This window comes from Candidatus Enterococcus huntleyi (genome assembly GCF_009933175.1).
In the GTDB taxonomy this organism is placed as follows: domain Bacteria; phylum Bacillota; class Bacilli; order Lactobacillales; family Enterococcaceae; genus Enterococcus_K; species Enterococcus_K huntleyi.
Map to the genome: position 1 here is coordinate 123,957 of NZ_MAEJ01000012.1, position 24,759 is coordinate 148,715.

22 protein-coding genes are annotated in these 24,759 nt (G+C 38.4%); 8 read left to right on the forward strand and 14 right to left on the reverse strand.

What is annotated here, in order from left to right; genetic code table 11:
• Positions 1–1,251 carry a hypothetical protein gene (locus BAU15_RS08620; protein WP_161842336.1) on the reverse strand — a complete coding sequence of 417 codons (1,251 nt, stop codon included), beginning with the start codon at positions 1,249–1,251 and terminating at the stop codon, positions 1–3.
• 402 nt (positions 1,252–1,653) lie between these two features.
• On the opposite strand from BAU15_RS08620, the gene BAU15_RS08625 reads away from it, so the two are divergent.
• Together BAU15_RS08625 and BAU15_RS08630 are read left to right on the forward strand one after the other, a co-directional pair.
• The gene (locus BAU15_RS08625; RefSeq protein WP_161842337.1) at positions 1,654–2,997 is read left to right on the forward strand and encodes an MFS transporter; all 1,344 of its coding nucleotides are present in this window, start codon (positions 1,654–1,656) and stop codon (positions 2,995–2,997) included.
• A 117-nt stretch (positions 2,998–3,114) separates the two neighbouring features.
• Positions 3,115–3,555 carry an RrF2 family transcriptional regulator gene (locus BAU15_RS08630; RefSeq protein WP_161842338.1) on the forward strand — a complete coding sequence of 147 codons (441 nt, stop codon included), beginning with the start codon at positions 3,115–3,117 and terminating at the stop codon, positions 3,553–3,555.
• 1,615 nt (positions 3,556–5,170) lie between these two features.
• On the opposite strand, the gene BAU15_RS08635 is transcribed toward BAU15_RS08630, so the two are convergent.
• Together BAU15_RS08635 and BAU15_RS08640 are read right to left on the reverse strand one after the other, a co-directional pair.
• Positions 5,171–5,356, reverse strand: coding sequence for a hypothetical protein (locus BAU15_RS08635; RefSeq protein ID WP_161842339.1), 186 nt, complete (start codon positions 5,354–5,356; stop codon positions 5,171–5,173).
• A 542-nt stretch (positions 5,357–5,898) separates the two neighbouring features.
• Positions 5,899–6,903, reverse strand: a complete 1,005-nt coding sequence (locus BAU15_RS08640; RefSeq protein ID WP_161842340.1) for an aldo/keto reductase — start codon at positions 6,901–6,903, stop codon at positions 5,899–5,901.
• A 119-nt stretch (positions 6,904–7,022) separates the two neighbouring features.
• Between BAU15_RS08640 and BAU15_RS08645 the strand changes: the two genes are divergently transcribed.
• Positions 7,023–7,580 (forward strand): TetR/AcrR family transcriptional regulator, encoded by a 558-nt coding sequence (locus BAU15_RS08645; RefSeq protein ID WP_161842341.1) that lies wholly within the window; start codon positions 7,023–7,025, stop codon positions 7,578–7,580.
• A 34-nt stretch (positions 7,581–7,614) separates the two neighbouring features.
• On the opposite strand, the gene BAU15_RS08650 is transcribed toward BAU15_RS08645, so the two are convergent.
• Positions 7,615–8,124 (reverse strand): helix-turn-helix domain-containing protein, encoded by a 510-nt coding sequence (locus BAU15_RS08650; protein ID WP_161842342.1) that lies wholly within the window; start codon positions 8,122–8,124, stop codon positions 7,615–7,617.
• Positions 8,125–8,366: 242 nt separating this feature from the next.
• On the opposite strand from BAU15_RS08650, the gene BAU15_RS08655 reads away from it, so the two are divergent.
• Positions 8,367–9,239, forward strand: a complete 873-nt coding sequence (locus BAU15_RS08655) for an AraC family transcriptional regulator (protein WP_161842343.1) — start codon at positions 8,367–8,369, stop codon at positions 9,237–9,239.
• A gap of 114 nt (positions 9,240–9,353) precedes the next feature.
• Here the strand turns inward: BAU15_RS08655 and BAU15_RS08660 are convergent, their stop codons facing one another.
• The 7 genes from BAU15_RS08660 to BAU15_RS08690 all read right to left on the reverse strand — a co-directional run bounded on the left by BAU15_RS08660 (position 9,354) and on the right by BAU15_RS08690 (position 17,256).
• The gene (locus tag BAU15_RS08660; RefSeq protein WP_161842344.1) at positions 9,354–10,463 is read right to left on the reverse strand and encodes a C45 family autoproteolytic acyltransferase/hydrolase; all 1,110 of its coding nucleotides are present in this window, start codon (positions 10,461–10,463) and stop codon (positions 9,354–9,356) included.
• A 318-nt stretch (positions 10,464–10,781) separates the two neighbouring features.
• A complete protein-coding gene (gene leuD, locus BAU15_RS08665) occupies positions 10,782–11,366 on the reverse strand; it encodes a 3-isopropylmalate dehydratase small subunit (protein WP_161842345.1) in 585 nt (194 codons plus the stop codon).
• Complete coding sequence (gene leuC / locus BAU15_RS08670) at positions 11,366–12,739, reverse strand: 3-isopropylmalate dehydratase large subunit (protein ID WP_161842346.1); 1,374 nt, start codon at positions 12,737–12,739, stop codon at positions 11,366–11,368. The genes leuD and leuC overlap by 1 nt, the downstream gene beginning before the upstream one ends.
• 75 nt (positions 12,740–12,814) lie before the next feature.
• The gene (gene leuB, locus BAU15_RS08675) at positions 12,815–13,876 is read right to left on the reverse strand and encodes a 3-isopropylmalate dehydrogenase (RefSeq protein ID WP_161842347.1); all 1,062 of its coding nucleotides are present in this window, start codon (positions 13,874–13,876) and stop codon (positions 12,815–12,817) included.
• Positions 13,877–13,978: 102 nt separating this feature from the next.
• A complete protein-coding gene (locus tag BAU15_RS08680) occupies positions 13,979–15,493 on the reverse strand; it encodes a 2-isopropylmalate synthase (RefSeq protein WP_161842348.1) in 1,515 nt (504 codons plus the stop codon).
• Positions 15,494–15,919: 426 nt separating this feature from the next.
• On the reverse strand, positions 15,920–16,384 hold the full coding sequence (locus BAU15_RS08685; protein ID WP_161842349.1) for a VOC family protein: 465 nt from the start codon (positions 16,382–16,384) through the stop codon (positions 15,920–15,922).
• A complete protein-coding gene (locus BAU15_RS08690; RefSeq protein ID WP_161842350.1) occupies positions 16,381–17,256 on the reverse strand; it encodes an AraC family transcriptional regulator in 876 nt (291 codons plus the stop codon). The genes BAU15_RS08685 and BAU15_RS08690 overlap by 4 nt, the downstream gene beginning before the upstream one ends.
• A gap of 288 nt (positions 17,257–17,544) precedes the next feature.
• Between BAU15_RS08690 and BAU15_RS08695 the strand changes: the two genes are divergently transcribed.
• The 3 genes from BAU15_RS08695 to BAU15_RS08705 are packed head-to-tail and all read left to right on the forward strand — an operon-like array spanning position 17,545 to position 19,412.
• Positions 17,545–17,916 (forward strand): GntR family transcriptional regulator, encoded by a 372-nt coding sequence (locus BAU15_RS08695; protein WP_161842351.1) that lies wholly within the window; start codon positions 17,545–17,547, stop codon positions 17,914–17,916.
• A gap of 3 nt (positions 17,917–17,919) precedes the next feature.
• A complete protein-coding gene (locus BAU15_RS08700; protein WP_161842352.1) occupies positions 17,920–18,768 on the forward strand; it encodes an ABC transporter ATP-binding protein in 849 nt (282 codons plus the stop codon).
• Positions 18,768–19,412, forward strand: a complete 645-nt coding sequence (locus BAU15_RS08705) for an ABC-2 transporter permease (protein ID WP_161842353.1) — start codon at positions 18,768–18,770, stop codon at positions 19,410–19,412. Before BAU15_RS08700 ends, BAU15_RS08705 begins: the two co-directional genes overlap by 1 nt.
• A 136-nt stretch (positions 19,413–19,548) precedes the next feature.
• Here the strand turns inward: BAU15_RS08705 and BAU15_RS08710 are convergent, their stop codons facing one another.
• Complete coding sequence (locus tag BAU15_RS08710; RefSeq protein WP_161842354.1) at positions 19,549–20,244, reverse strand: M23 family metallopeptidase; 696 nt, start codon at positions 20,242–20,244, stop codon at positions 19,549–19,551.
• 47 nt (positions 20,245–20,291) lie between these two features.
• On the reverse strand, positions 20,292–20,927 hold the full coding sequence (locus BAU15_RS08715; RefSeq protein ID WP_161842355.1) for a TetR/AcrR family transcriptional regulator: 636 nt from the start codon (positions 20,925–20,927) through the stop codon (positions 20,292–20,294).
• Between the two features lie 581 nt (positions 20,928–21,508).
• On the opposite strand from BAU15_RS08715, the gene BAU15_RS08720 reads away from it, so the two are divergent.
• Positions 21,509–23,326, forward strand: a complete 1,818-nt coding sequence (locus BAU15_RS08720; RefSeq protein ID WP_161842356.1) for a glycerophosphoryl diester phosphodiesterase membrane domain-containing protein — start codon at positions 21,509–21,511, stop codon at positions 23,324–23,326.
• A gap of 204 nt (positions 23,327–23,530) precedes the next feature.
• Here BAU15_RS08720 and BAU15_RS08725 read toward each other — a convergent pair whose 3' ends face one another.
• On the reverse strand, positions 23,531–24,736 hold the full coding sequence (locus BAU15_RS08725; protein ID WP_161842357.1) for a glycosyltransferase: 1,206 nt from the start codon (positions 24,734–24,736) through the stop codon (positions 23,531–23,533).
• Positions 24,737–24,759 lie beyond the last annotated feature (23 nt).

Here is a 24,759-nt window from a genome sequence, read left to right on the forward strand (position 1 = left end):
TCAAATCAGCCTCCTTATTCTTTTTAATGGTAGAACACTGAGTGTAAATAATAGGAAGGTGAGGATGCCTAATGAACGGATTGCTTTTCCGAATGATAGGTCTATTCCTAATTTGAAGCCTAGTGTATGTGCTTGATAATAACTGATATTTTCAAATGTAAAATCAGTTTCAACCCAGACATAATCCGACTCATCTTTAAAATCGAGGACAGATGTATAGTCAATATCAATCGGTTGCTCGTCTCTGCCAATCAATAAACTAGTCGGCTGCGTATAGACAAAAGGATTCCACGAATTTAGTTGAGACTGACTATGAGTAGACAAATTATAGCCAACACCAATCATTAATGTTGCGAGTAAAACACTGATGAAGCTATTTTTAACTATTCGGACGAATAAAGCACTGAGGAAAAAAATGACCGATAAAATTAGCAGAAAAATAGCTATGACTTGTGCAATATAGTGACTAGCGGACATCAACTGAAGCTCATTTTTAATTCTTACAAGGATAGGGTAGTTCAGGTTTAAATCACCTGAAAAGAAATAGGTAATGGCAAGATTTGCCGCCAGTAGAGTCCCGAGAATTACTAGTACAAGGAACATATATAGTAGATAATCAGCGAGTAATTGTTTTATGTAAGGAAGTGGTGTTACTTTTAACCATCTATATTGATTTCCTTCATACTTCTTGCCAATAATTCTAGAGGCACATAAGCCAAGGACAAATAAACCAGCAAAAGAAGTTAAATAAGGCAATAGCGAAACGATTAGTAAAGCGCCAGACGTACCATATCTTGTACTTTCAGGTGATATATTGCGTGAAAGCAAAGCAGTATTAAGCAACTCTTTTCCTTTTAGATATCGGTCAATTCGCCCGCCGGCTGTGGGAAAAGATGATTCATTCATTTCATAGGTATGCTCTTTATAATCATGTAAACTTTTTAGTTCATCAACAAGAAGATAGTTCGAATCCTTGTTATTTATCGCTTCTGAAAGGGCAAACTTTCTATCCAAAAATTTACCATATTCATAAACAAATACAGGTTCATCAGATTGATTTTGTTCTTGTTCCTTTTGATATTCTTCATAAGGAAAATCATAATGATCTTTAATAAATGCTTGTTCGCTGTTCGTTTTATTTAGATTATAAACGTAGCCTAAAAAAATACTTGCTAGAAGAATGAGTAAAATAAATAATTGCCCTTTCGTTCGCTTTAAAACCAGTAATTGGGTCTTTAGATAGGCGCGCATAAAAACCTCCTTGAAATCTGTATGATTTCTCGTTTAGTGAAGAAAATTAGTATACATAAATTCTAAGTCAAAGCTAAATACGGTATAAGAAAATTCTATATGAGAGAAACTTGTTCAATTTAATAAATACATTTTAACATAACGGATGTATTTTTAGTATGAGTCTCATAGCAGTAACATTCACGCAATTTTGACGGGCTCTCCTTTTCGTACTAGAACGGAGGATTCTACAGTTCCGATTTATTTGTAAATATATGTATGTGGGGTTGCACGTTTAGTGTTTTTTTGAGAGAAAAGAGTGAGTGTCAGTAATTCTGTATCATAAACTAAAAATTTATTTTTACTTGACTTTAAATATCTAATAAGTATATATTATATATACTTATTAGAGGAGATGAACAGATGACAAATAAAAAAACGATTACGATGTGGTTAGCATTAATTGGGGCATTTTTAACGGTGTTGGATACAGGAATTCTATATACCGGCACAGTCAAATTAGCGGAGGAGTTACACCTAAATGCTAATCAACTTTCCTGGGTACAAGTTGTCTATGTTCTGACTTATGCGGAATTCATGCTGCTTGGCGGAAAATTAGGGGATATCTATGGACGCAAAAAGTTCTTTATTGCTAGCTTACTGGTTTTCGCTATCGGAAGCTTATTGGTTGGGGTGTCAACGAATGCGCCAATGATTATTGGTTTTAGAGCGGTTCAAGGAGTGGGTGCTGCGATCCTGCAACCTACGTGTCTAGCGTTACTAACTGATACATTTGAGGGGGAAGAGCTTCAAAAAGTGATTGGTTATTATGCAGCGGTCATTGGAGCAGGTGCGGCTGTGGGAATTGCTTTCGGCGGCTTTTGTGCAGCTTTTGCTTCATGGAGAGTTGGTTTCTTAATCAATGCGCCGATAGCGATTATTATGAGCTTGATTGCTGCAAAAGTATTAGCTGAATCGAGTAAAAAGGTTGCCAAATTAGATTGGTTAGGGACGATCTTATCTGTACTTGCAATGGGTTCTTTATCTTATGGAATTGGTAGCACGCAACATCGTTTTTGGCTCTTATTACTGTCCGCTGTTATCTGGTTAGTATTTATTTTTAGTCAAATAAAAGCGAAAGAACCGATGATCCCTCTTGTTATATTCCAAAATAGAGAAAGGCTGGGCTCTTATCTAGGCTCGCTCTTATTTTCTGGCGCAGGCGTGATATTTTGGTTTTATATCCCACAATTTATGCAAATACAACTAGGATACAGTCCATTTATTTCGGCGATGGGTATGATTCCAATGTCGATTCTATTATTTGTCATTGCGTTACAGGTGCGAAAAATTATTGCAAAATTTGGTAATAGTTTGGTGATGATTGTGGGTCTGTTGCTCGTTTTACTATCCGCTAGCGGCTTGGCTTATTATGCGAATACGACTAGTTACTGGGTAGTGTTTCCTTTTACACTGACATTCGGTGTCGGATTTGCCTTGGCGCTAACGCCATTGACGACTTCGGCTATGGCTCAAATATCACCCAGTGCCAGAGGGGCCGCATCAGGAGTATATAATACAACGAGACAATTTGGCGCAGCTTTAGGCCTTGCGTTAGGATTAGCAGTTTCTACAAATTCAGCGAGTATCAATGAGCTATTCAGAAGTGTCATGCTTTTGGCATCCGTATTGGTCGTGAGTGGCATTATTTTTGTGGTTATTTTGGTGTTAGGAAAGGGTAAAATTAGTGAGCACGATGGAATATAAATAGGAGCTTATTTCAACAATATGGTATAATTTTCGAGTAAGATGTGAACCTCAAATGTGAGAGCAAAATTGATGCATCCTGATAAATTTTATGGATGAATAGAAAGTGGGATCGATATGTCATACTCTGTAGCACTCTCTCAATCTTTAGAAATACTGAGCTATATTGAATTGAAAACTAAGTTTGGTGAAGCTAAATACCTGACAATCAAGCAAATCTCAGAAAAATTAACTATTCCAGTACCTAGTGTAAAACGATTAGTCGGACTGCTAAAACGGGCGAATTTGATTGAATCGAAAAAAGGTGTAAATGGTGGCTTGTCATTAACCCGCCCCGCCCAAGATATCTCATTATATGAAGTATTTGATGCAGTCGAAGGACAGAATGCGATGTTCAAAATCCATGAAAACTTTGATACCGATAAATTTATCCATCAAGAAGAAGCGGAAACGATGTTGTTTAGAATTAACCAAATATTGTCTTCAGCTGAAAAAGCGATGCACGATGAATTGAAAAAAGAAACACTGAGTGATCTGTTTCAAAAGAATGCTGAGTAAAAATTGCTGAAAAATAATGAAATACGGCGATGTTAAGCAAAAAATAGTTCATCCTAAAGGAGATTGAAGAGCATGTATGCTTCAGAGACTAAGACGTTTCACTGTGATAATTGTGGGAAGCAAGTTGTGAGTGGAGAAAATGTTTGGACTAAGTGGAATTTCCCTCCTAAAGTAACGGCTGCACAAATGAAGGCTATTAAGGAATTAGAATTTCAGAATGCACCTATTATTTGCCAGACATGTTCTGAGGAATTACTGAGTAAGTCATTTTAGACTGGTATAAGTGCATTTTTAAAGTTAGGTTAATCATGTTTTTATGTGGCATTAACAGAAAACTACAGATCAATGATTATTTTTGATCAGGGTATAAAAAATAACGAAACCGAAACTCTCTAAGTGGTGAAAAGAGTTCCGGTTTTTTCAGTATCGATTTATTTTATAGTAGGATAGTACGTCGGTAGCGAATTTGACAGCTAGTAAGATACTGAGAGTAAAAAGAAAATTTTTGCTAAAGTCTCCAAAAATAAATCCTGAACTAGAAGACATGACAGTCAGCATCTTTTCTGGATTATAAAGATTGATTGGGAATAGATACAAAAGTTTATTGATGGTTCTTGTTGCATAACTTGAAAAGACAGTGGAGCAAATGATAATAATCAACAAACTAATCAAAATAAAGACACTACCAGTCACTTTGAACAAATCACCTCAATTCGTATAGCTGCCAATGGTTAAAGGTTTAGAAAATTTTGGGAAACCAATATTTTCTAATATAACAAATCTTTTTTCGATTTTTTCATATAGAGTCGATAGTTAAATATTTTCCTTTTCTTTCAGTAGTATCCAGTAGCAGTGCTTTGGCTGATTTTAAGAGGACATCAAGTAGTAAGAAATCATTGGTTAATTTTTTTCCTTTAAAATCGCTTTTTCACTGTGCACTTTATTTCACAAAATACACAACAAACAACCATTTATGAAAGAGTGGTCGATTATTATTTATAAAATGGTTGCCCTGATGTTTATCTGAATTACAAAAGGCTACACCGTGGGATTATAAGGACAATTTTATAAAATCATCTGAAGTAAAGTTCACATTTAGCTAGAAATTACAATTTTTAGTGCCTTTTTTAAAAAGGTTGTTAGTTGCGATATTTTGCGCATATTTAACACCACATAAAAGATAAAGAATCCATCACCTAGTGGGTTTTGCCATTAAAATCAGCTTTTTCACCTCATTTTTCACCCTTAATAATGCGCAACAAACAACCATTACTTAAAAAGTGGGAAATGGATTTAGTTGTTGCTTTAAATAATCTATTAAGAGTTATCGGTATAGACAACTATTGAGTTACAATTACTTAAGGTTTGTTCAGCTAAATTATTTCTAAAATTTTTTATGAAGTAATTCTTATGTGGGGAAATCTTTTCAGATGGCAATTCTATTAGGAGTAAATGTCATTGCCCAATTGTTAGGAGCTGCCAGGGACGTATACGAAAGCGAACTCTTTCCAGTTCTCAGGATAGTTCTACACATGACATTTTACAATCCACTTATGTAAATGGGGCTAGTAAATAACAAATTACTTTTTCAAACCTTTTCCTATCGAACTGCTAGTTAGATATTTTCAGCCTTTTTCTCACTTGTGGCTAGTTGCGGTGTTTTTGAGCTTTCTAACAAAAACGTTTTAATGCATCGGCTAGGGCCCAGTACGGAAGTAAAATGTTCCATTTTGCTTATAATCGGCGTGCGGATACCGTTCTTACTGCTTTGAACCTTAGAAATTAGTACTGACAAATCCATTATCTAGTGCAATTTTTCTCTAAAATTGATTATTTCATCTCGATATTTGCCATGCAACGTACGCAACTAGCCACAAGTATTAACAAAGTGGCTAGTTTACTAACTAAATAATAATAGAATTGACGATCATCAGCGCTATAAACCTTGGTAATTCAGTATTCCACCGACAATCTTAATATAAGTTCTCTGAATTAAATTCACATTTTGCTGAAATTTACGGGTTTTAGTGTTTTTTCAAAGTTGTGGCTAGTTGCGGTGTTTTTTCGTAATTTAACAAAGTCGAAAAAATTAAAAAACCTTTACCTAGTGGGTTTTGCCTTCCAAACAAGCTTTTTATCGCGATTTTTACCCCTAAATGATGCGCAACTAGCCACAAGTATTTAAAGACTAGTCATTTTCAAGCTTTTTTATGGATTATACTTGGTTTTTAATAACAAATTGAGATTTATTAGCACAGCCAATTTATACTATATAGTTCATCTAATATAGGTAGATAAGCTTCATGTCACTAAACCAATGCGCCAATATAGACACTCAGATTCTCAAAGTTCTGAGGCTGTACGTAACTGATGTATTTCTTGTTCTGTCAGTTGTAGTTGCATTGCCTGGATATTTCCTTTAACGTGTGCGGGGCTGCTTGCGCCAGGGATGGCGAAAACTGTTTTGCCGTGAGCTGTTATCAGCCAAGCCAAGGCGACTTGTGCAGCTGTCGCTTGATGTTGATTTGCAATGGTTTCTAGCGTATTAATTAGGGGTTTCGTTCTTTCTAGATTCTTTTTGGTGAAGCCGTATTGTATTCTCTTTAGCCAGAAGAGTTGTTTTATTCGTTCTGGTTCCTTATGAAATTTCCCCGTCAATAATCCTTGGTGCAGAGGGGAGTAGGCGATGATAGCGATGCCTAATTCCTTCGCTGTATTCAAAATTCCATTTGTTTCAATCCGCCGATCAAATAGATTATAGCGGACTTGATTAGAGACTAATACGAGTCCTAACTCCTCTAGAATAGCCTGTGTCTTCCGCATTTGTTTGGCTGAAAAATTACTTACGCCAACATAGCGGATATCGTTATTTCCGACTAGCTTCGCCATTTCCTTTAGTTGTTTTTGTAATGAAGAGCGCGAGGTGGGGTGGTGAATCTGATAGAGTGTGATTATTCTGTTCCCAAGATTGGCCCGGCTGATCGAGATAGTGTGGCCGATAGAAGTAGCTTTTCGAGCCAAGGGCCACCATTTATCTGCTAGGTAGGGATCTGTAAATGTAGGATCCTGACGCTTCAGTGTGTCTAAACTTTGCGCAATCATTTGTTCTGATGTTCCATGACCATAAGCTTCAGCGGTATCAATCCAATTAATCCCCTCAGCCAAGCTAATTTTGATGATTTCTGTCACTTGCTCCTGATTAATACCTTTCCAAAATTTGCTGCCGAAGCCTTTTCCACCTGAAAATTGCCAAGCACCTAAACCTAGTGGTGATAGCCATAAATCTGAGTTTCCCATTTTTCGTAATTGATTATTCTGCAATTGGTTACCCTGTAATTGATTATCCATAGTTTGCTCCTTTTTAAATGTCTCACTTGTGTCTTTCTGATTCTAATATTATAGTAAGAAGGAAGCGGATTTCAATAGAATCAGATAAGTGCAACAAATTGCAGAAAGTGAGACATCCGATGGCAAAGATGAAAAATAATAATCAACAAGTAGCGACGACGAAAAAATGGATTATGCAGGCTCTGATTGAATTAATGCAGGCCGATGAATTCAATAAGCTGACAATCAGCCAGATTGCCAGCCAAGCAGAGATAGATAGACGAACTTTTTACCGTCACTTCAAAACGAAGGAAGAGGTTCTGGATCAATACATCCTATCATTAGTCGTGCCTCATTTTCAGAGCTTGGTACAACAGGGACAGCTGAGTGAGCGGCAATTAACAGTCTGTCATTTTCAGTTTTTGACTGAACAGCTAGCATTTCTACGCCTACTAAAAAGACAAAATCTATTTGCTCATTTATTACAAAACTACCAAGGCTATATCCAAATTTTTCAAGAGATGCGTGGGCTACCCACTGAAAAAGATAATTCTGATCGTTTTCGTCTAGCTTTTAAAACAGGTGGATTTTGGAATATCGTTTCTGAATGGCTAGAAGATGAGCCAGTCAAATCACCGGAAGAGATTACCGCGATCGTCCATCAGTTTTTAGAGAAGGGCATTGATAGTCTTTGTTGAGAGCTACAATTTCTGTATACAAAGCAGAAATGTTTCACTTTTTCTTTCGTATCAAAAATAGTCCAATCATTGCGCCAATCAAAATAACTGGAACGAATCGAATAAAAAGCCATTCAACTACATGAAAACCTACGCCTAAAACAGCAGTTTCAGGGTCATTATAGTTCCAATTCAAATAGGGACTATTTAATAGAAGTAGGATCATAAAGAACAATACGATAACTGAACAGAACGTAATCAATGACCAGCGAATAATTTTTTGTTTTGCTGACTTCCTTTTGGCAAGTTGCAAATTTATAATCTCCAGTTTTTCTGCAATTGTTTTTAAATCATTGGGTGTTGTTACATCAACTGTTTCACCGAGTAAAATACTGACAGGAGTTTCGAGAATCTCTGAGATGGAAATTAGCATGTCAGAATCAGGAACCGACAATCCTTGCTCCCATTTCGAGATGGTTTGTCTGACTACATTTAGTTTAACGGCAAGTTCTTGTTGTGAAAGTCCTTTTGATTTTCTGAGTGCTTTAATAGTTTCGTTCAACATTGTGTCTGATCCTCCTTCTTGGTTTCTAACCATAGTGTATGACGAATTACCCGTTGCTACAAGCAATGCTAAGTAACATTTAAGTTATTAGTTTATCTAAGATCACTATAAAGGACTCCAGTATGGATAAGTAAACTTGAAATCTTCGTTTTAGAAATGGTTTTCGGCAATAAATTCTTATAATATTCTTGAATTGGTTTCGCAACACGAGTGAGCTAACAAAAAATAATCAGGGGGTTTTTATGAGCAATGGAACGGGCAATGAAACGATCGTAAATAAAGCGATTAGCTATATTGAAGATAATCTTGATTCTGAAATAGGTCTTCAAGAAGTCGCGAATCATATTAATTATTCGTATTATCATACCACGCGGATATTTTCTGCTGTTTTAGGGGAATCTGTCGGTAGCTATATTAATAAACGTAGGCTGTATGAAGCTTCTCAAAAGCTAATTTTTACGAATCAAAAAGTTATCGAGATTGCCTTTGAAAGTGGGTTTGAATCATCGGAAGCATTCAGCCGAGCTTTTAAACGTCTCTTTAATTTTTCACCAACAAAGTATCGAAATAATGGACTTGATTTAGTCGTAAATAAAAAGGGAAAGCTAGATTCAACACATGTGGCTCATATTTCGCAAAATATATCAGTAACACCTCAAATAGTTGAAACGAAAGAGACCGTAATTATCGGAATTAGGGGAGAAACAACGCTTACGATCAATGAATTACCGAAGCTATGGGCACAATATATGCGCATCTGTAAAGAGAACCATGTCGAATCAATCGGTTATAGTGTCTGTGAAACAGCTAACGCAACTTATCTAAATAATGATAATTTATTTTTTTCAGTAATGATTGGTTCTCCTGCTGAAGCATTTCCGCTTATCCCAGAGACAGTCGTACAAAAGACAATCTCTGGTGGGAAATATGCAGTATTTCAACACAGCGGCACGCTTAAAAATCTTCCCTTATCCTATGATTATATTTATGGCGTGTGGGCAATGACGTCCAAATCTCAGTTGGCTGATCGTGATTCTTACGAACTATATAATGGTGAAGCACTCGCCTATGAATCGGCTGAGAATCGTTTGCTCATCTATATTCCTATAAGGTAAATAAAATAATCTGTGAATTCTGATGAGCTAAGCTTGGAAAATCATCCGGTTGTTCAGAAAAGTTAAGAATCATTTTTACTAGAAGAGAGAATAAGTCGAAATCACTCAGAGAATTTATAGTTTTATCAATTCGCCGTCAAATGGGAGGCTCGTAGGTTGAATTTTTGCGCTGATTTGTTCAGTTGCCAATTCATTAGATAACGAATAGCTGTTCCAACCATTTTCGTCTAAGCCACCCCAACAAATAGCTATTGTCCCTAAAGTGATATCAAAAACCATACTCTTAATTGTGCCAAGAAAGTCTTCATACCAACCACAACATAAACCTTCTGGATAGTTGGAAAGACATAATTTTTTCAAATCATCCGTTGTTACAGTTACTGATTGCTGCATAAAATCTTCGATATAGTTATACCTAGTAACCGAGTGCTTCATGGCTAGCGGCTCCAAACGAATAATCTCTGGCAAGTGGGCATGATTTGTCGAATGAATATATTTTTGTGTAGTGGTATGATCAATTTTCTTAAATGATTTAACCCCGTCCAAGGTTTCAAACAAAACAGCTGTACCGTCTTTATCAGCAAGGATTAGATTAATATTATAGCCGATGGGCATATCCGTTAAAGAGTCTAGCGCTTCGGTGACATTTTTACAGTTTTCTAACAGGGCACGAATCACTGCCCAAAACTGCAATCCGGCAACGTGTGGCTTACGCATCGGTGGAAAGTTTCCAACTGGTAAACCACAAGAGGTTTGCGCCACAGCTAAGCCAAATTCATTGATACCCTCACTTCTACCAAATAGGGCAACGCTCCCACCCATGTGCGTGTATCGTCCGTTAACATTCGTTTTACAAAAAGTGAAATCATCAAATTTGTGGGAAAAATCATAGTTTCTTGCCATTAAGACATGACCGTCTGTAGTCTTTTCAGGAAGTATAGCAAGTAAGGAACAGCCGGGGACTAGATAGGTCATCGTATTATAAACTAATTGGTTTTTATGGACACCAATTGCATCGGCAAAGCCCGCCAGTTCTTGGTTCAAGCCTGGGCAATAGGTGTCAAATAAATTAGTCATTTCTGCTAATTCACTTTCTGGATATCCATCTGGTATCTGTTGATTGATCAGGTGCTTGGTGGCACCATTTTGTTTCTTTCCAAGTTGCCAGCCAATTTCATAATTTGTTCCTTTTGCTTCAAACATAGTAATCTGTATCTTATCCATAAGTTTTAACCTGCTTTCTTTTCGTTCTATCCATAGTTTAAAGAACGAAGCAGGCGAAAGCATGATACTTTTTGCGAAGTGTCAAGGGGCATTTACTATTGTCGGTTTTCGGCAGGATAAAAATGTAGGTTTTGGACAATGAAGAGGGTTGTTAGGTTAGGCGTTATAGTTTTTCTGAGTTGGTCGATTTAGCACCAGAATAGGGTTAACCGAACTGGATCACTGGCTTAATGTAGCAAACAGTTAATTGAGGTATTTCCAAAAGTCTAAAAAACTGCCCAAACTTTCTATGAGTGAAGTTTTAGGCAGTTTTCTATTTTATTTAAATGTAATCATTTTTTTCTCATAGGCTTGGATTTCTGCTTCATAATCCATTGTAATACTGATATCATCAAGACCCTTGACGAGTTTATTTTTCCAGGTTGGTTCGATTTGAAAGGCGTAGTTAGCTTCTGGCGTTTGAACTTCTTGCTTCGGCAAATCGATGGTAATTTCTTGGTCAGCGGGTAACTGACTCAATGTATCTCGAATGTCTTGCGCCAGGGTGATTGGCAAGAGGCCATTTTTTAGTGCATTCATATAAAATATATCGCTGTAGCTGCCGGCGATGACGGCTTTGAAGCCATAATCTTGAATGGCCCACGCGGCATGTTCACGTGAAGAGCCTGAGCCAAAGTTTTCACCTGAAATCAGGATTGTAGCTTCTTTGCGTTCGGGTTTATTTAAGATGAATTCAGGATTAGGCGAACCATCAGCTAAAAAGCGCCATTCATCAAATAGATGCTTACCAAAACCGGCTTTATCGACTTGTTTCAAAAAGCCTTTAGGAATGATTTGATCGGTATCAATATTATCATTCATGAGAGGGACGGTTTTTCCAGTATAAATAGTAAATTTTTCCATTAGATGACCTCCTTACGACTGTCGACAAAGTTGCCGTGAATAGCGGCTAGCGCAGCCATGACTGGACTGCAAAGGTGAGTACGGGCGTCTTTTCCTTGGCGACCTTGGAAATTTCGATTCGATGTGGAAGCACAATGGACGCCAGGTGGTACACGGTCAGGATTCATCCCTAGACACATCGAGCAGCCAGGTTCGCGCCAGTCAAAACCGGCTTCTTTAAAAATTTTATCTAAGCCAATTTTTTCAGCGGCTTTGCGCACTGGACGAGAGCCAGGGACGACAATCGCTGTGACATTTTCATGGACTTTTTTGCCTTCGATAATTTTAGCAGCCTCTTTTAGATCAGAGAGACGACCGTTTGTACAAGAACCGATGAAGACATACCCGACAGGAATATCAGCTGGCGTCTGACCAGGTTTTAAGCCCATATAATTGTAGGCTTGTTGCAAGTCGGGGGTTGTAATTTCTGGAAATTGACCATCGAAAGGCACACCCATCTCAGGATTTGTGCCCCAAGTAACAAAAGGTACGAGCTGACTGACATCCAGCGTCAAAGTTTTATCATAGACAGCATCCGAATCTGTCGGTAATGTTTGCCACTCTTTGATTGCTTCAACCATATTTTTAGGTGCGTATTCACGACCTTCGATATAGGCAAAAGTTTTCTCGTCGGGGGCGATTAAACCAATTTTAGCACCGCCTTCAATTGCCATATTACAAATGGTCATACGTTCTTCCATCGACAAGCTTTCAATGGCTTCACCGTAAAATTCTGCGCCATAACCGACACCAAAGTCAGTCCCGTATTTGGCGATGAGCGCGAGAATAATATCTTTCGCATAGACGCCTTTAGGCAACGTGCCGGTAATATTGATGCCCATATTCTTGGGTTTATTTTGCCATAAGCATTGCGTGGCAAAGACATGCTCAACTTCACTAGTCCCAATCCCAAAAGCTAGCGCCCCGAATGCACCGTGAGTAGCCGTATGTGAATCACCGCAGACAATCGTTTTGCCTGGCTGAGTTAGGCCAGTCTCTGGCCCAACCATGTGAACGATTCCTTGACGATCGCTGCCGTTATCACAGAGTTGAACACCAAATTCTGCACAGTTTTCTTGCAAAGTATCAATCTGTTTTTTAGCGACCAAATCGGTAAAATTGTGAATATCAACCGTCGGTACATTATGATCCATTGTCGCAAAGGTTCGTTCCGGTCGGCGTAATGTCCGACCCGCTTCACGAATACCGGCAAAGGCTTGCGGTGAAGTCACTTCATGAATCAGGTGTAGATCAATATAGAGTAATTGCGGTGCGCCTTCTTCGCCTTGGACGACATGACGCTCCCACAGCTTATCAAATAGTGTTTTTCCCATAGTTTTGGCTCCTTAGTTTCTGATTTTGACAGTTCGTCTGCTACTCTTTTTTACATAGTTGATTTCGTTTTATTATTATATTTTTGCCGTGAAGGCTGTTAATTCCTGAATCACCGCTTCTGTAAATTCAGCGGTTGTAGCTTGCCCCCCTAAATCGTGAGTCAATAATCCTTGTGCCAGCACAGCATCACAGGCATTTTCGATGGCTTTAGCCGCTTGTTCTTCTTGGAAAGACTGGCGCAGCATCATCGCCACTGACAGAATCATCGAGATTGGGTTAGCAATCCCTTTGCCAGCGATATCTGGTGCGGATCCATGAATCGGCTCATAGAGGGAAGGACCATTATCGCTATGACTGGCGCTAGGCAACACACCTAATGAGCCAGGCAAAACAGAGGCCTCATCGCTGAGAATATCACCAAATAGATTTTCTGTAACAATCACATCGAAGGCTTTGGGATTTTGAATTAATTTCATGGCTGCAGAGTCGACATATTGGTGTTCCAATTGACAATCTGGATAATCTTTAGCAATTTCTTCAGCAGTTGCTCGCCATAATTTACTAGAGGCTAGGACGTTGGCTTTATCGACAGAAGTGACTTTCTTGCTACGTCCTTGAGCAATCTTAAAGGCCGCATGAATGATACGCTGAATCTCACTTTTCTGATAACGCGCCGTATCATAAGCCATCGTTTCTGTTAATTCGCGCGGTTCGCCAAAATAGATACCGCTACTTAATTCACGCACGATGATTAAATCTGTGCCTTCGATAATTTCAGGTTTTAAAGGCGAGAGATGTGATAGGGCAGAAGAGACAGCTACCGGGCGGATATTAGCAAATAAATCTAGCGCCTTTCGTAAAGCTAACAAACCTTTTTCAGGGGTGTCTGCCATTTTTTCCCACTTCGGTCCGCCAATCGCACCAAGTAATATTGCGTCGGCTTCCTTACAGGCAGCTAGCGTCGGTTCTGGTAGAGAGGCGTAGGCCTCATCGATACCGGCGCCCCCAAACGGTTTTTTGTCTATTTTAAATGTCTGGCGACAATTTTTCTCAACAGCGGCTAAGACTTGTAGCCCACTTTCCATAATTTCTGGTCCAATGCCGTCACCGGCTAAAACAACAATTTTCTTCGTCATGTCTTTGCTCCAATCTTGTAGTGAATCTTGTAGCCAATTTTTATAGTTAATCGTGGGTAAACAGCCAGTCCTTATCGGGTCTAAAGCTTTAACTGAGGACCGTTACTTGGCTTGTTTAAAATGATTACTTGCTTGTACGTAGGCTTTTGCCGATGCTTGCAAGACATCGAAATCGACGCCGATGCCTCTAAATTCGGTGTTGGTTTCTGAATCGACCAGCGTGACACGCACTTCTGCCTGGGCATCTTCACCACCTGTGATGGCTTGAATTTCATATTCAGTTAAGTCTGGGTTTTGCTGGAATAGTTCATCAATCGTATTGTAAATTGCTTGAATACTGCCTGATCCAATTTTTGAAGCGACTTTTGTTTGATTTTCTTCATCAATAATAGAAACAATCGCTCCTTGATAGCCGTTAGAACTATATTGGACTTGGACGTCTGCCAATTTGTATTGCTCGGTTTCTTCACGATACTGATCTGCCAGTAATGCGACTAGGTCCTTATCGGTGATTTGTTTTTTCTTATCAGCTAGTGATTTGAAACGTTTGAAGGCTTCTTTGCTATCGGCTTCGTCCAGTTGATAACCTAATTCTTCCAATTTAGAAGTGAAGGCATGGCGTCCAGATAGTTTGCCTAAAGGCAGTGAATTTTGTGTAACACCCACTAGCGTCGGGGTGATAATCTCATACGTTTCCGGATTTTTTAGGACACCATCTTGGTGAATACCCGATTCGTGGGCGTAGGCATTATCGCCGACGATTGCTTTGTTTTTTGGTACAGGAATTCCTGATAGGCGAGAAACGAGTTCGCTGGTTCGTTTGGTTTCATTAAGCACGATTTGTGTCTCGCATTGGTAAAAATCTTTTCGGATAGCCAATGCCAAAGCGACTTCTTCCAGTGCCGTATTGCCAGCGCGTTCGCCAATCCCATTGACCGCACCTTCGACACGATTGGCGCCATTTTCAATTGCTGCTAATGCATTGGCGGTGGCCATGCCTAAGTCATCATGACAATGAGAAGAGAAGGTGATTTCTCGTTCACTCTGAATATTTTCAATCAAAAATTTAAACAGGGCACCATATTCCGTCGGGTTTGAATAGCCGACCGTGTCAGGAATGTTGATGATTGTCGCGCCCGCATCAATCGCTGTTTGCACGGCTTTTAATAGGAAATCATGGTCTGAACGTGAAGCATCTTCAGGTGAGAATTGAACTTTCTCAAATAAACTACGGGCATAACTGACATGCTCTGTGATCGAAGCCAAGACTTCTTCTTTGGTCATTTTTAATTTGTATTGCATATGTATATTACTGGTGGCTAGGAACACATGGATTTGTGGATTTACCGCATCCTTCAAGGCTTCATGGGCACGATCAATGTCTTTTTTCTGACAACGAGCCAGACCTGTGACGGTTGTTTTTTTGACTTGCTGGGCAATTGCTTGAACGGCTTCAAAATCACCAGGGGAGGCGATTGGAAAACCAGCTTCGATCACATCAATGCCCCATTTTTCTAGCTGTAGGGCAATTTGAACCTTCTCTTTAGTATTAAAATTGACGCCCGGTGTTTGCTCACCATCTCGTAGGGTTGTATCAAAAAATTGAATCTTTCTCATTATAATTTCCTCCTTTTTCCTTAAAAACGGGTATAAAAAAAGCATCCCATTAGAAAAGAACCACTTTCTTCTCTAATGCAATGCGAATAGGGACTTCATGAAATGAGTTTCATAAAAGTCCCGGCTATAATAATAAAGTTGTGTTGTAAGATTTAATTGAGTTTATCATCGCAACCACCCGTTAATTGTCAGAATTTTTAAATAATTTGTTGTACTCATCGTATAAAATAATTAAGAACTTGTCAACAGTAAAATGAAAAAAAGATGAGAAAAGTTCTAATTAACACTTTTTAATATCTAAGTAAAGAGTCTAGGCTAGTGGACTAGCTAAAGAAAAACGAACCAGCTTAAACGATTAGAGAAGCATCTCTAATTATCCAAGCTGGCTCATTTCTGAGAGCATTTATTCTTTTGGACGCGCGACGATTATTTTAGGATGCGTTCAATTATGCCTTTTTTCATGTAGGTTTTTTTGACAAGCTCATCGATCGTTAGTCCTTCATTATGTAGACGTTTCACCATGACTGCTAAATCTTCGCCGACTTCGATGATGTGTTTGTCGGGATCGTAAAAACGAATGACTTTTTGGCCCCAAGGCATGGTCGCAACTTCACCTAAAAATTCGATATCTTCGTGTTCAATCCGCGCGATAAAAGCATCAAAATCAGGCTCCTCGAAATAAAATTCTGCGACATTTCCACCATAGCTGAAGAAATCTTTCTGACAATTCGTAAATTCTAGCCAAGATTCTTCCGTTTGAAGCGAAAGTCCACCCGTCAGCGTCGCATTATCACCTAAATCTGAGATGACGCGGACTTGTAAAATCTTCGTGTAAAATGCTTTTGACTGCTCGATATCTTTGACAACGAGCATTGGTCCTTTGTATTTCATCGTTCTTTTCCTCCTTGTGCTTTCGTAATGGGTACCCAAACTTGATAGCTTGTATTTTGTGGATCTGGGTCTATATAAACCTCGATATCTGGTAAATCAACATACTTATAACCAGAAGTCGGTAGCCATTCTGAATAGATTTGAGTTTGTAATTCCTGAATCGAGCGTCCTGTCCCTTGACTTGGGAAAATGGCCCAAGTAGCTGCCGGAATGAGCTTTGTCTCGAAATTATGTGCTTGCTGGCTACTCGTTTGATCATTGCTGACAGCGATGGCGTATAGCCCTTCATCATTTGCCTGACTGAAACTAATGCCCAACATTCCTTTAGGTTCACCAGTCATTAATGCCACTAATTGTAGAATCGTGCCGTCTCTACGGGCCTGATCCCACATTTTGGGAATTTCTTGGAAATTTGTTTGGACATCGGTAGTGATCTTTTGAGAAATACCCACCACTTGAAACGCTGGTTTTTCTTCAATCTGATAGGTAAGCTCTTTGGCACCACTGATATTTAAATGGAAGCGGATAGGCGCAAAAGTCTTTACTGGTACTGTCCCACTTTTTAGCGCAGATGGAGCCACACCATGAATTAATTTGAAGGCTCGATTAAAGGCGGTGGGTGAAGAGTAGCCATATTTTAAGGCAACATCAGTCACGCTATTCTCGCCATTTTGCAGATCCACTGCTGCCAGTGAAAGTTTCCTTTTTCGCACATATTCTGAAACAGTCATGCCTGACATGTATAGAAAGAGTCGTTGGTATTGAAACGCTGAGCAACGAGCAATTTCACCTAGCTTTTTATAATTAATTTTTTCCAAAAGAGTTGCTTCGATATAATCAATCGAACGGTTTAAGTCGGTCGTCCAGTTCATTTACTTGCTTGCCTCCACACATTCAGTATACATTTATTTACATTTAAAAACCTTACATTTGGAATCTATTTAATGCGAGGTATTACTAATATCATACCATCAAATTAGTAGCGAATCGATAGTAGTTTTTGATAGATTTTATGGCAAACGGATAGGCTAACCTATTGCGAAATTTGCCTACGAACTAAAAAAATAAGCGAATTTTTTTAAAAACAAACAGTGTATAACACTTTACAACAGTTCTGTACTGTTGTATACTGTTTGTGAAAAGCGAGGAGCGAATAAAAAATGAAACTTATTATCAATACATCATTGATGATTCCGATATATGAACAGATTGTTGATCAGGTCAAGCGATTGATACGTCAGGGAGAATTGAAGGAAGCGGACAATTTACCATCAGTACGAGCCTTAGCTAAAGAGCTGAAAATTAGTGCGTTGACTGTAAAAAAAGCCTATGACAGTCTCGAAGAAGAAGGGTATGTCGAAACGGTGCATGGCAAAGGGACCTATGTTTTAGCAACAAATCAAGAGATTTTATTGGAAGAACAAATGAAAGAGCTAGAGGGTGAATTGGAACGCGTGATTCAGAAAAGTCGGCGCTATGGGATTAGCGATGCGGATTTGAAACAACTAGTTGAATTACTATTGGAGGGGTAAACGATGTTAGAAATTAAACAAGTAAGAAAACAATATGGCGATTTTTCATTGGACTGTTCATTGGCAGTGATGCAGGGAATGATTACCGGGTTGATTGGTCAAAATGGCGCCGGTAAGAGTACAACCTTTAAGGCAATTTTAGGCCTGATTTCCATCGATAGTGGGTCAATTACACTTTTAGACAAAGACATTGCTCAGGTTACACCACATGATAAAGAAGGCTTGGGCGTGGTCTTGTCGGATTCTGGATTTAGTGGCTACTTAACGATTAATGATATCATTCCTATCTTGAAAAATTTATATTCGGCTTTTGATCATCCGTATTTTATGCAACAGGTCAGCCATTTTCAATTACCACTGGATAAACAAATTAAAGAATTTTCGACGGGGATGAAGGCCAAATTGAAAGTTCTCGTGGCGATTTCTCACAAAGCCAAGTTACTAATTCTGGATGAACCGACAGCTGGGTTGGATGTAATCGCGCGAGATGAGTTACTTGATTTGTTGCGGGAATTTATGGAAAAGAATCAGGAGGCAGCCATTCTGATCAGTTCACACATCTCAAGTGACTTGGAAACACTGTGCGATGATCTCTACATGATTCATGAAGGACGCATTATTTTGCATGAAGAGACAGACGTTTTGTTAAGTGATTATGCGGTTCTAAAACTCGATGAGGAACAATTTGAAAAGCTCGATAAACAATATGTTTTACGACAAAAACGTGAGCCATATGGGTATAGCTGTTTGACCAACCAGAAGCAGTATTATGCTGAGAACTATCCGCAAATTGTGATTGCTAAAGGGTCAATTGATGAAGTGATTACGCTGATGATAAGGGGGAATTTGTGATGAAAGGACTACTGATTAAAGATATTCGGTTAATGAAAATACAGGCTAAATTTTTTGTCATGATTATTTTTATTTCGCTAGTTATTTCGACGATGAATGCGGATCCGACCTTTGCGATTGGCTTCATGGGATTTGTCGGCTCAATGTTCACCATGAGCACGATTAGCTATGACGAGTTTGATAATGGCCATGCTTTCTTGTTCACGTTACCCATCTCACGAAATTCTTACGTCATAGAAAAATACTGCTTCGGTTTACTGTTAGGATTTGCTTCTTGGTTAGTCGGAACGGCGCTTAGTCTAGTAAGCATCGTGGTGATAGGTAGAGGGGATGTCAAAGGAGCCTTACTTGCGGCCTTATTAATTTTACCGATGATTATTTTACTCTTTTCATTCATGGCCCCTTTTCAAATCAAATATGGGGGCGAAAAAGGGCGGCTGGTCATGATTGGCGCAGTCGGTATCATCATGATAATCAGTTTTATTGCGACAAAATTAATTGATCAACAAGCGTTGATTCAGCTACTCAATGCGCTTCTTGAAAATATGTATCTAACCATCGCAGTCCTTATCGTCGTTACGCTACTTGTCTTTGGCGTTTCATTGATGAGTAGTCTGGTGATTATGAATAAGAAACAATTCTAAGATAAGAGGTAAATACGCTGGGAAATTAAAAATAGAGCCAGGAATTTAAGGAGTACGTTCCTTATTCTGGGCTCTATTTTTGTCTATGTACGGGAAGAACAGTGAGTATGATTTTCGTGAATACTTTCATAATGAATTATTTCAGAAAACGAATTCGATCTTTGCGTGAAGGTATTTCCTGACTAACTTTGTGCCACGAGTTATTTTTATAAATCTCATATTCTTCGAAGTTTACAGGGAAACCTTGTGCCTCTTTGAAGTCTGGTCGATCCATTACTTGCAAATGTAAATGAGGCGCAGTTGAATTCCCTGAATGACCGACCTCACCTAATAGCTCGCCTTTTTTTACTTGTTGTCCAAGGATAACATTAATCGAATTCTTTTTCATGTGGACCAATGCAATGTAGACCCTTGGCGCACATTTCAATACAACATAATTTCCTGCTAGTCGACTGAAGTCATGTTTACTCTCATCAAAAGAGAGAGATTTTTTTAGGCCAATTAAAGATTCTACGAGCCAATGAACAATTCTACGTTCTTTATGACCATCCACGACCGCAACTATTTCTCCATTCAGCGGCGCATAGATTGGCTCACCCCAACCATAACAATCTTTGAGAGGAACCCCAAATAGAATTCGCCGACTTTCGCTTACTTTATAGAAAGGGGTATTTTTTCTTAGATAGTCGACTTGTTGAAAGTCAAAAGCATATCTCAAACCCATTCGGTCTGTACCATGGCTAGGAACTTTATCGGCTGGCGAAGTGAGCGCGTTCCACTCGCCACGCAGGGGGAACTCGATAGTCAGTGGTTCTAAATGTGTTGTGTGCATGATATTCCTCCTATCTTTTTAGGTAATACTATCTGTCTCAGATAATCTTAGTTCATTTTTTCTAAAGGAGAATAAAAAATTTTTCTCAGCTCATCAAAATAGGCATCTAAGTGTTCAATTATCTTTTCTGAATCAAAGCTATCAGCGCCAGAACGTTTGATTTCTTGCAATATTTGGGTAGTAAAGCCAATATTAGCCCATGTAATAAACTGTTTGCAGATATTTTTATCAAGCTCTTTCCTAAAGTGTGATTCATCAATCGTGTCTAAAATAGCGGAGCACTCCGCCAAATTATTCTGCTGGTTTTCATGAAGTAGTATTTCATTAATCACGTGAGAATTAGTTGGTTCTGTTAATTTATCAAATTCGAGAATTGCTGGATATTGTCGGATTAAGTCGATTTGCAAGAGATAAGATTGACGTAATTTTGAAAACAACTCTTGTTCGCGCGTATCTAATTTCTGATAATAATGCTCGTCTAAAAGCTGTTTAAAATAACGATAGACAAATAGAAACAATTCTTGTTTATTCTCAACATAATGGAACATCAGCGCTTTTGATATTCCTGCCTCTTTGGCGATTATATTGGTTGAAGCAGCATCGTAGCCTTTCGTTACGAATTCTTTCAGGGCTGCATTCAGAATCGCTAGTTTTCTTTCTTCATCAAGCTTTGAAATATTCATCGGTGGTTTCCTTTCCAGAATTGTAATTTTTCTTTTTTTATGGTTCTATCTCAGGCTGTAGGATAGTTCTACTGTAGCCTGTTCTTCTCTTAATTTCTATCATTGACCTATCAGGTTAATATAATTGTATCTCTATTTACCTAATAGGTCAAGATTGTCGAAATCTTCATTAGTTAAATCTCAAAACAAATTGTTTCAATAAGCAAATTAGTAAAGGGTAAAAATACAGAAAAATGTTTATCCGTTATTTTTTGTTTGTAAAATTAGCTATTTTTGACAGATCGTAAAAAAAGATAATAATCGAACATAACTCTGTGAAAATCTGTAAATTTGGTCTAATAATATTTGTGAAATAACCGTCTAATTTGTCTGGTAGATAGATTTGAAAAGGAGAGGATTTGAAAGGAGACTTCCAAAGAATTGAGTAGGAAATTGAAGGATAACAATAATTAAGCCGAGCGGGAAAAGAGATTTCCCTTAATTAAACCCTATTATAAAAGGATTTCTTTTATCAAAGAGTCTTGATAAGTTCATTCAGGTGTGTGATACTTAAATAAAAAAAGGGTTAGGTATGTGTATAAATGTTGCGTATTTTTGATTCAAGTTATTTGAAAAAGACCACACAAGGTTGGGGTATACAATTGGTTAGTTTTGCTTTATTGTTTAATTTTTTACAGCTATTTTTGATACAGCCACTCGTTAGTTTGATTTTTCGATTTGGCTTAGCTACTTCGGGATACCAGGTGTTATTTAACGACAATATGCTCGATTATTTTTTCTCGCCAATGGGGCTTATTTCTGGAATTATTTCAATGGTGCTAGTTTTAATCATCAGTTTCTTCGAGTTTACTGTATTGATTAATTTTACTACTGAGAAGCTAAAAACAGAGGAGGGATCGATTTTCCATCAGCTGAGAGCCTTCAAGCTTTCTAAGAAGATGCTGAATCCGTTGAATATCGTGTGCACGTTTGTGTATGTATTTCTTTTTCTTCCTATTGTTAATTTGGGTTATACGAGTCCGCTATTTCCTTTTTTCAAAATACCCAATTTCATTACCGGAGAGTTGGCCAAAGGAAACTATGGACAGTATCTGATTCTATTCGTCTACGGACTGATCTATCTAGGCTTCTTTCTGAGTATTTATGTCGTACCTAGTATGGTTTTAGAAGGGAAATCTTTTCTTTCAGGAAGTCGATCTAGTGTGGCAGCTATCAAAAAAAATCTCTTCTTTTATCTGAAAATTGTTGTGGTGTATTTGATCATATGGGGGTTGTTAAAAGGATTGCCAGAATATATGGCTGAAGAGTATTTTCTACCAATCACCGGTGCTGAAATTTTCCATGTCTTTCAAAATGGTCAAATTTTGTCGGGCATAGGGAAAATTCTTTTCTTTCTCTATTATCATCTCGGACAATTGTTGGTTATGCCGCTATTGCTTAGCTTATTAACTTATGGCTTTTATCATGAGAAAAAAGATTCTCTGGTAAATGAAAGCTCTAGTTACTCATTCACAAGGGTTAAGCGTCTGGTCAGTCAACTATTTCAGAGAAGAGTGCTACAAATTATCTTTGCCGCTTTACTAGTTACATCTGTCTTTTTATTTACCTATTATTCTTTAGAGGATGCCAGTGATTTACATGAGCCAATCGTTATTGGCCATCGTGGAAGTCTGGATGGCGTCGAGAATACCGTCGAAGCGGTGCAAGGGGCAATCGATGCAAAAGTTGAGTACGCTGAAGTTGACATATTGTTATCTAAAGATGGTATACCAATGGTTATTCATGATGATTCTCTACAGCGTTTAGCGGGGATTAACAAATCTGTTCATGAATTAACGGCAGCTGAGCTTTCAGAAGTACAGTTGAAACAAAATGGTCATACCGGAAAAATTTCGACATTGGATGAAGTATTGGCCTATTGCCAAGATAAAATTCAGCTCGCTGTAGAATTGAAATTACATAATCATGAATCAAAAAATTTGATTGATGAAGTGGCTAAAGTCATGAAAAAATATAATGTTTTAGAGAGTGCTATCTTCTTATCATTGGATTATTCATTGGTGGAGGAGATGAGTACCAAGCATCCAGAGACCACCAATGGCTACTGTATTTTTGGGAATATCGGCTACTTAGATCCGACCGTGATTTCTACCATGAAGATTGATTTCGTTTTAATCGAAGAATGGATGGCTACGCGAACGAATCTAATGGAATTCCGACGTGCGTGGCTTCCAGTATATATTTGGACAGTTAATGAACCAGATGAAATGCAATCGTTTCTAAAAAGAGGTGCACTAGGATTAGTGACGGATCATCCGCAAATAGCTGTTGAGCAACGGGCAGAATTCGAAAAAGACAGCCAGCGCACCTATTTGAAACCAGAGGACTGGCAAGACTAAGTAATTAGTAGACAAACAAAAAGCTTTCTAGCTAAGTCAAGGGTATGTGACTCAGGCGCTAGAAAGCATTTAATTTTGCGTAACGGTGACCGAACATTAGTGGTTGAATAGATTCTACTTTAGTTTGATCTTAAGCTTTTGGTAATCTCTATTTCGCTGTTATTCAGACAATTTCTGTGTACTTTTTAAGAAGCAATAACTAAGCTATTTCGCAGTCCAGTGATAAATAAGATTGGCTGCGGTTTGAGCTCCAGTCATTTGTTTTTCCTTGATTTGTCGGGCCATTTCTTGGGCTCTAGTCTGATAGCTTGGGTTGGTTAACATCGTTTTTATAATCTCTGCCAAGTTTTTTTCTTTGATATCTTTACTGCGAAGAGCGTAGGCATTCCCGTATTTGGCACAAATATTGACATTGTAGCGTTGCTCCATTTGCAAGCCTAGTGCAATAAAGGGTTTGCCTGAGAGACAGGCTGTCTGAATTGTACCCTCACCGCCATGTAAGATAGACAAATCAATCAAAGAATTGATCTCTTCTGTGGGTAGCCAATCGAAAATATGGACATTATCTGCGAACTGCTTATTTTTATACTCGGGAACATAGTAGGCCACACTACAAATAAACGTGTAGGGGAGTTGAGCAAGAATCGGTAAGATTTTCAAAATTAGTTGCCGGTTAGCTGAACTGCCCATCGAAAAATAAATCAATGGCCGTTTTTCAGCAGCAAGTTGATAGATTTTCTCAGGAATTTCCGTCCCTAACTTGGCATAGATAAAGCCAGTGTATGCATAGTTCTCTGGCAATTCTGTGATTCCTGTTAACTCAGGATAGGTGGTAATCAAATTGACATCCCCGTCAAAAATATCGATAGAATGATGAAAAATCTTCTGTTGATATTTTTTTTCGATATGTTTAAAGACACTTGGAACATATCGAACACTCAGTAATAGTTTACGGATCAGTGGTTTTAGTAGCGGAATATCAAACAGTTCACCACTTTGTATTTGTGGGCGAGAGTAGGCAAATGGTTTAACGTAAAATAAGGGGACTTGGCAAATTCTAGCCGACATGAATAACGAAATCGAAGTGCCAATCACGACTTTCTCAATTTGATGCGCTTTGATAAAGTCAATTTCAGCAGCTACTCGCTTTTCCATCAATTCTTTAGTGAAGGGATTTTTGATGGTTTTTAGTTGATCAAAACGAATCATCTCTGCGGCCATCTTTTCTGAAGTTTCAGGTTGCAAATAATGAACAGTGAAGCCAGCTTCTTCAATCAGATAAGCAAATTTTTTGGCATAGGCAATAAAAAAGCATTGAACACCTAGTTGGTGCACTTCTTTGGCTACTTCAATCATTCTTGTCGTTTCAGCAAGATTGATTGTTTCTGGGGCGAAAAGTATGGATTGCATGAATTCCTCCTCGGAAAATCTAT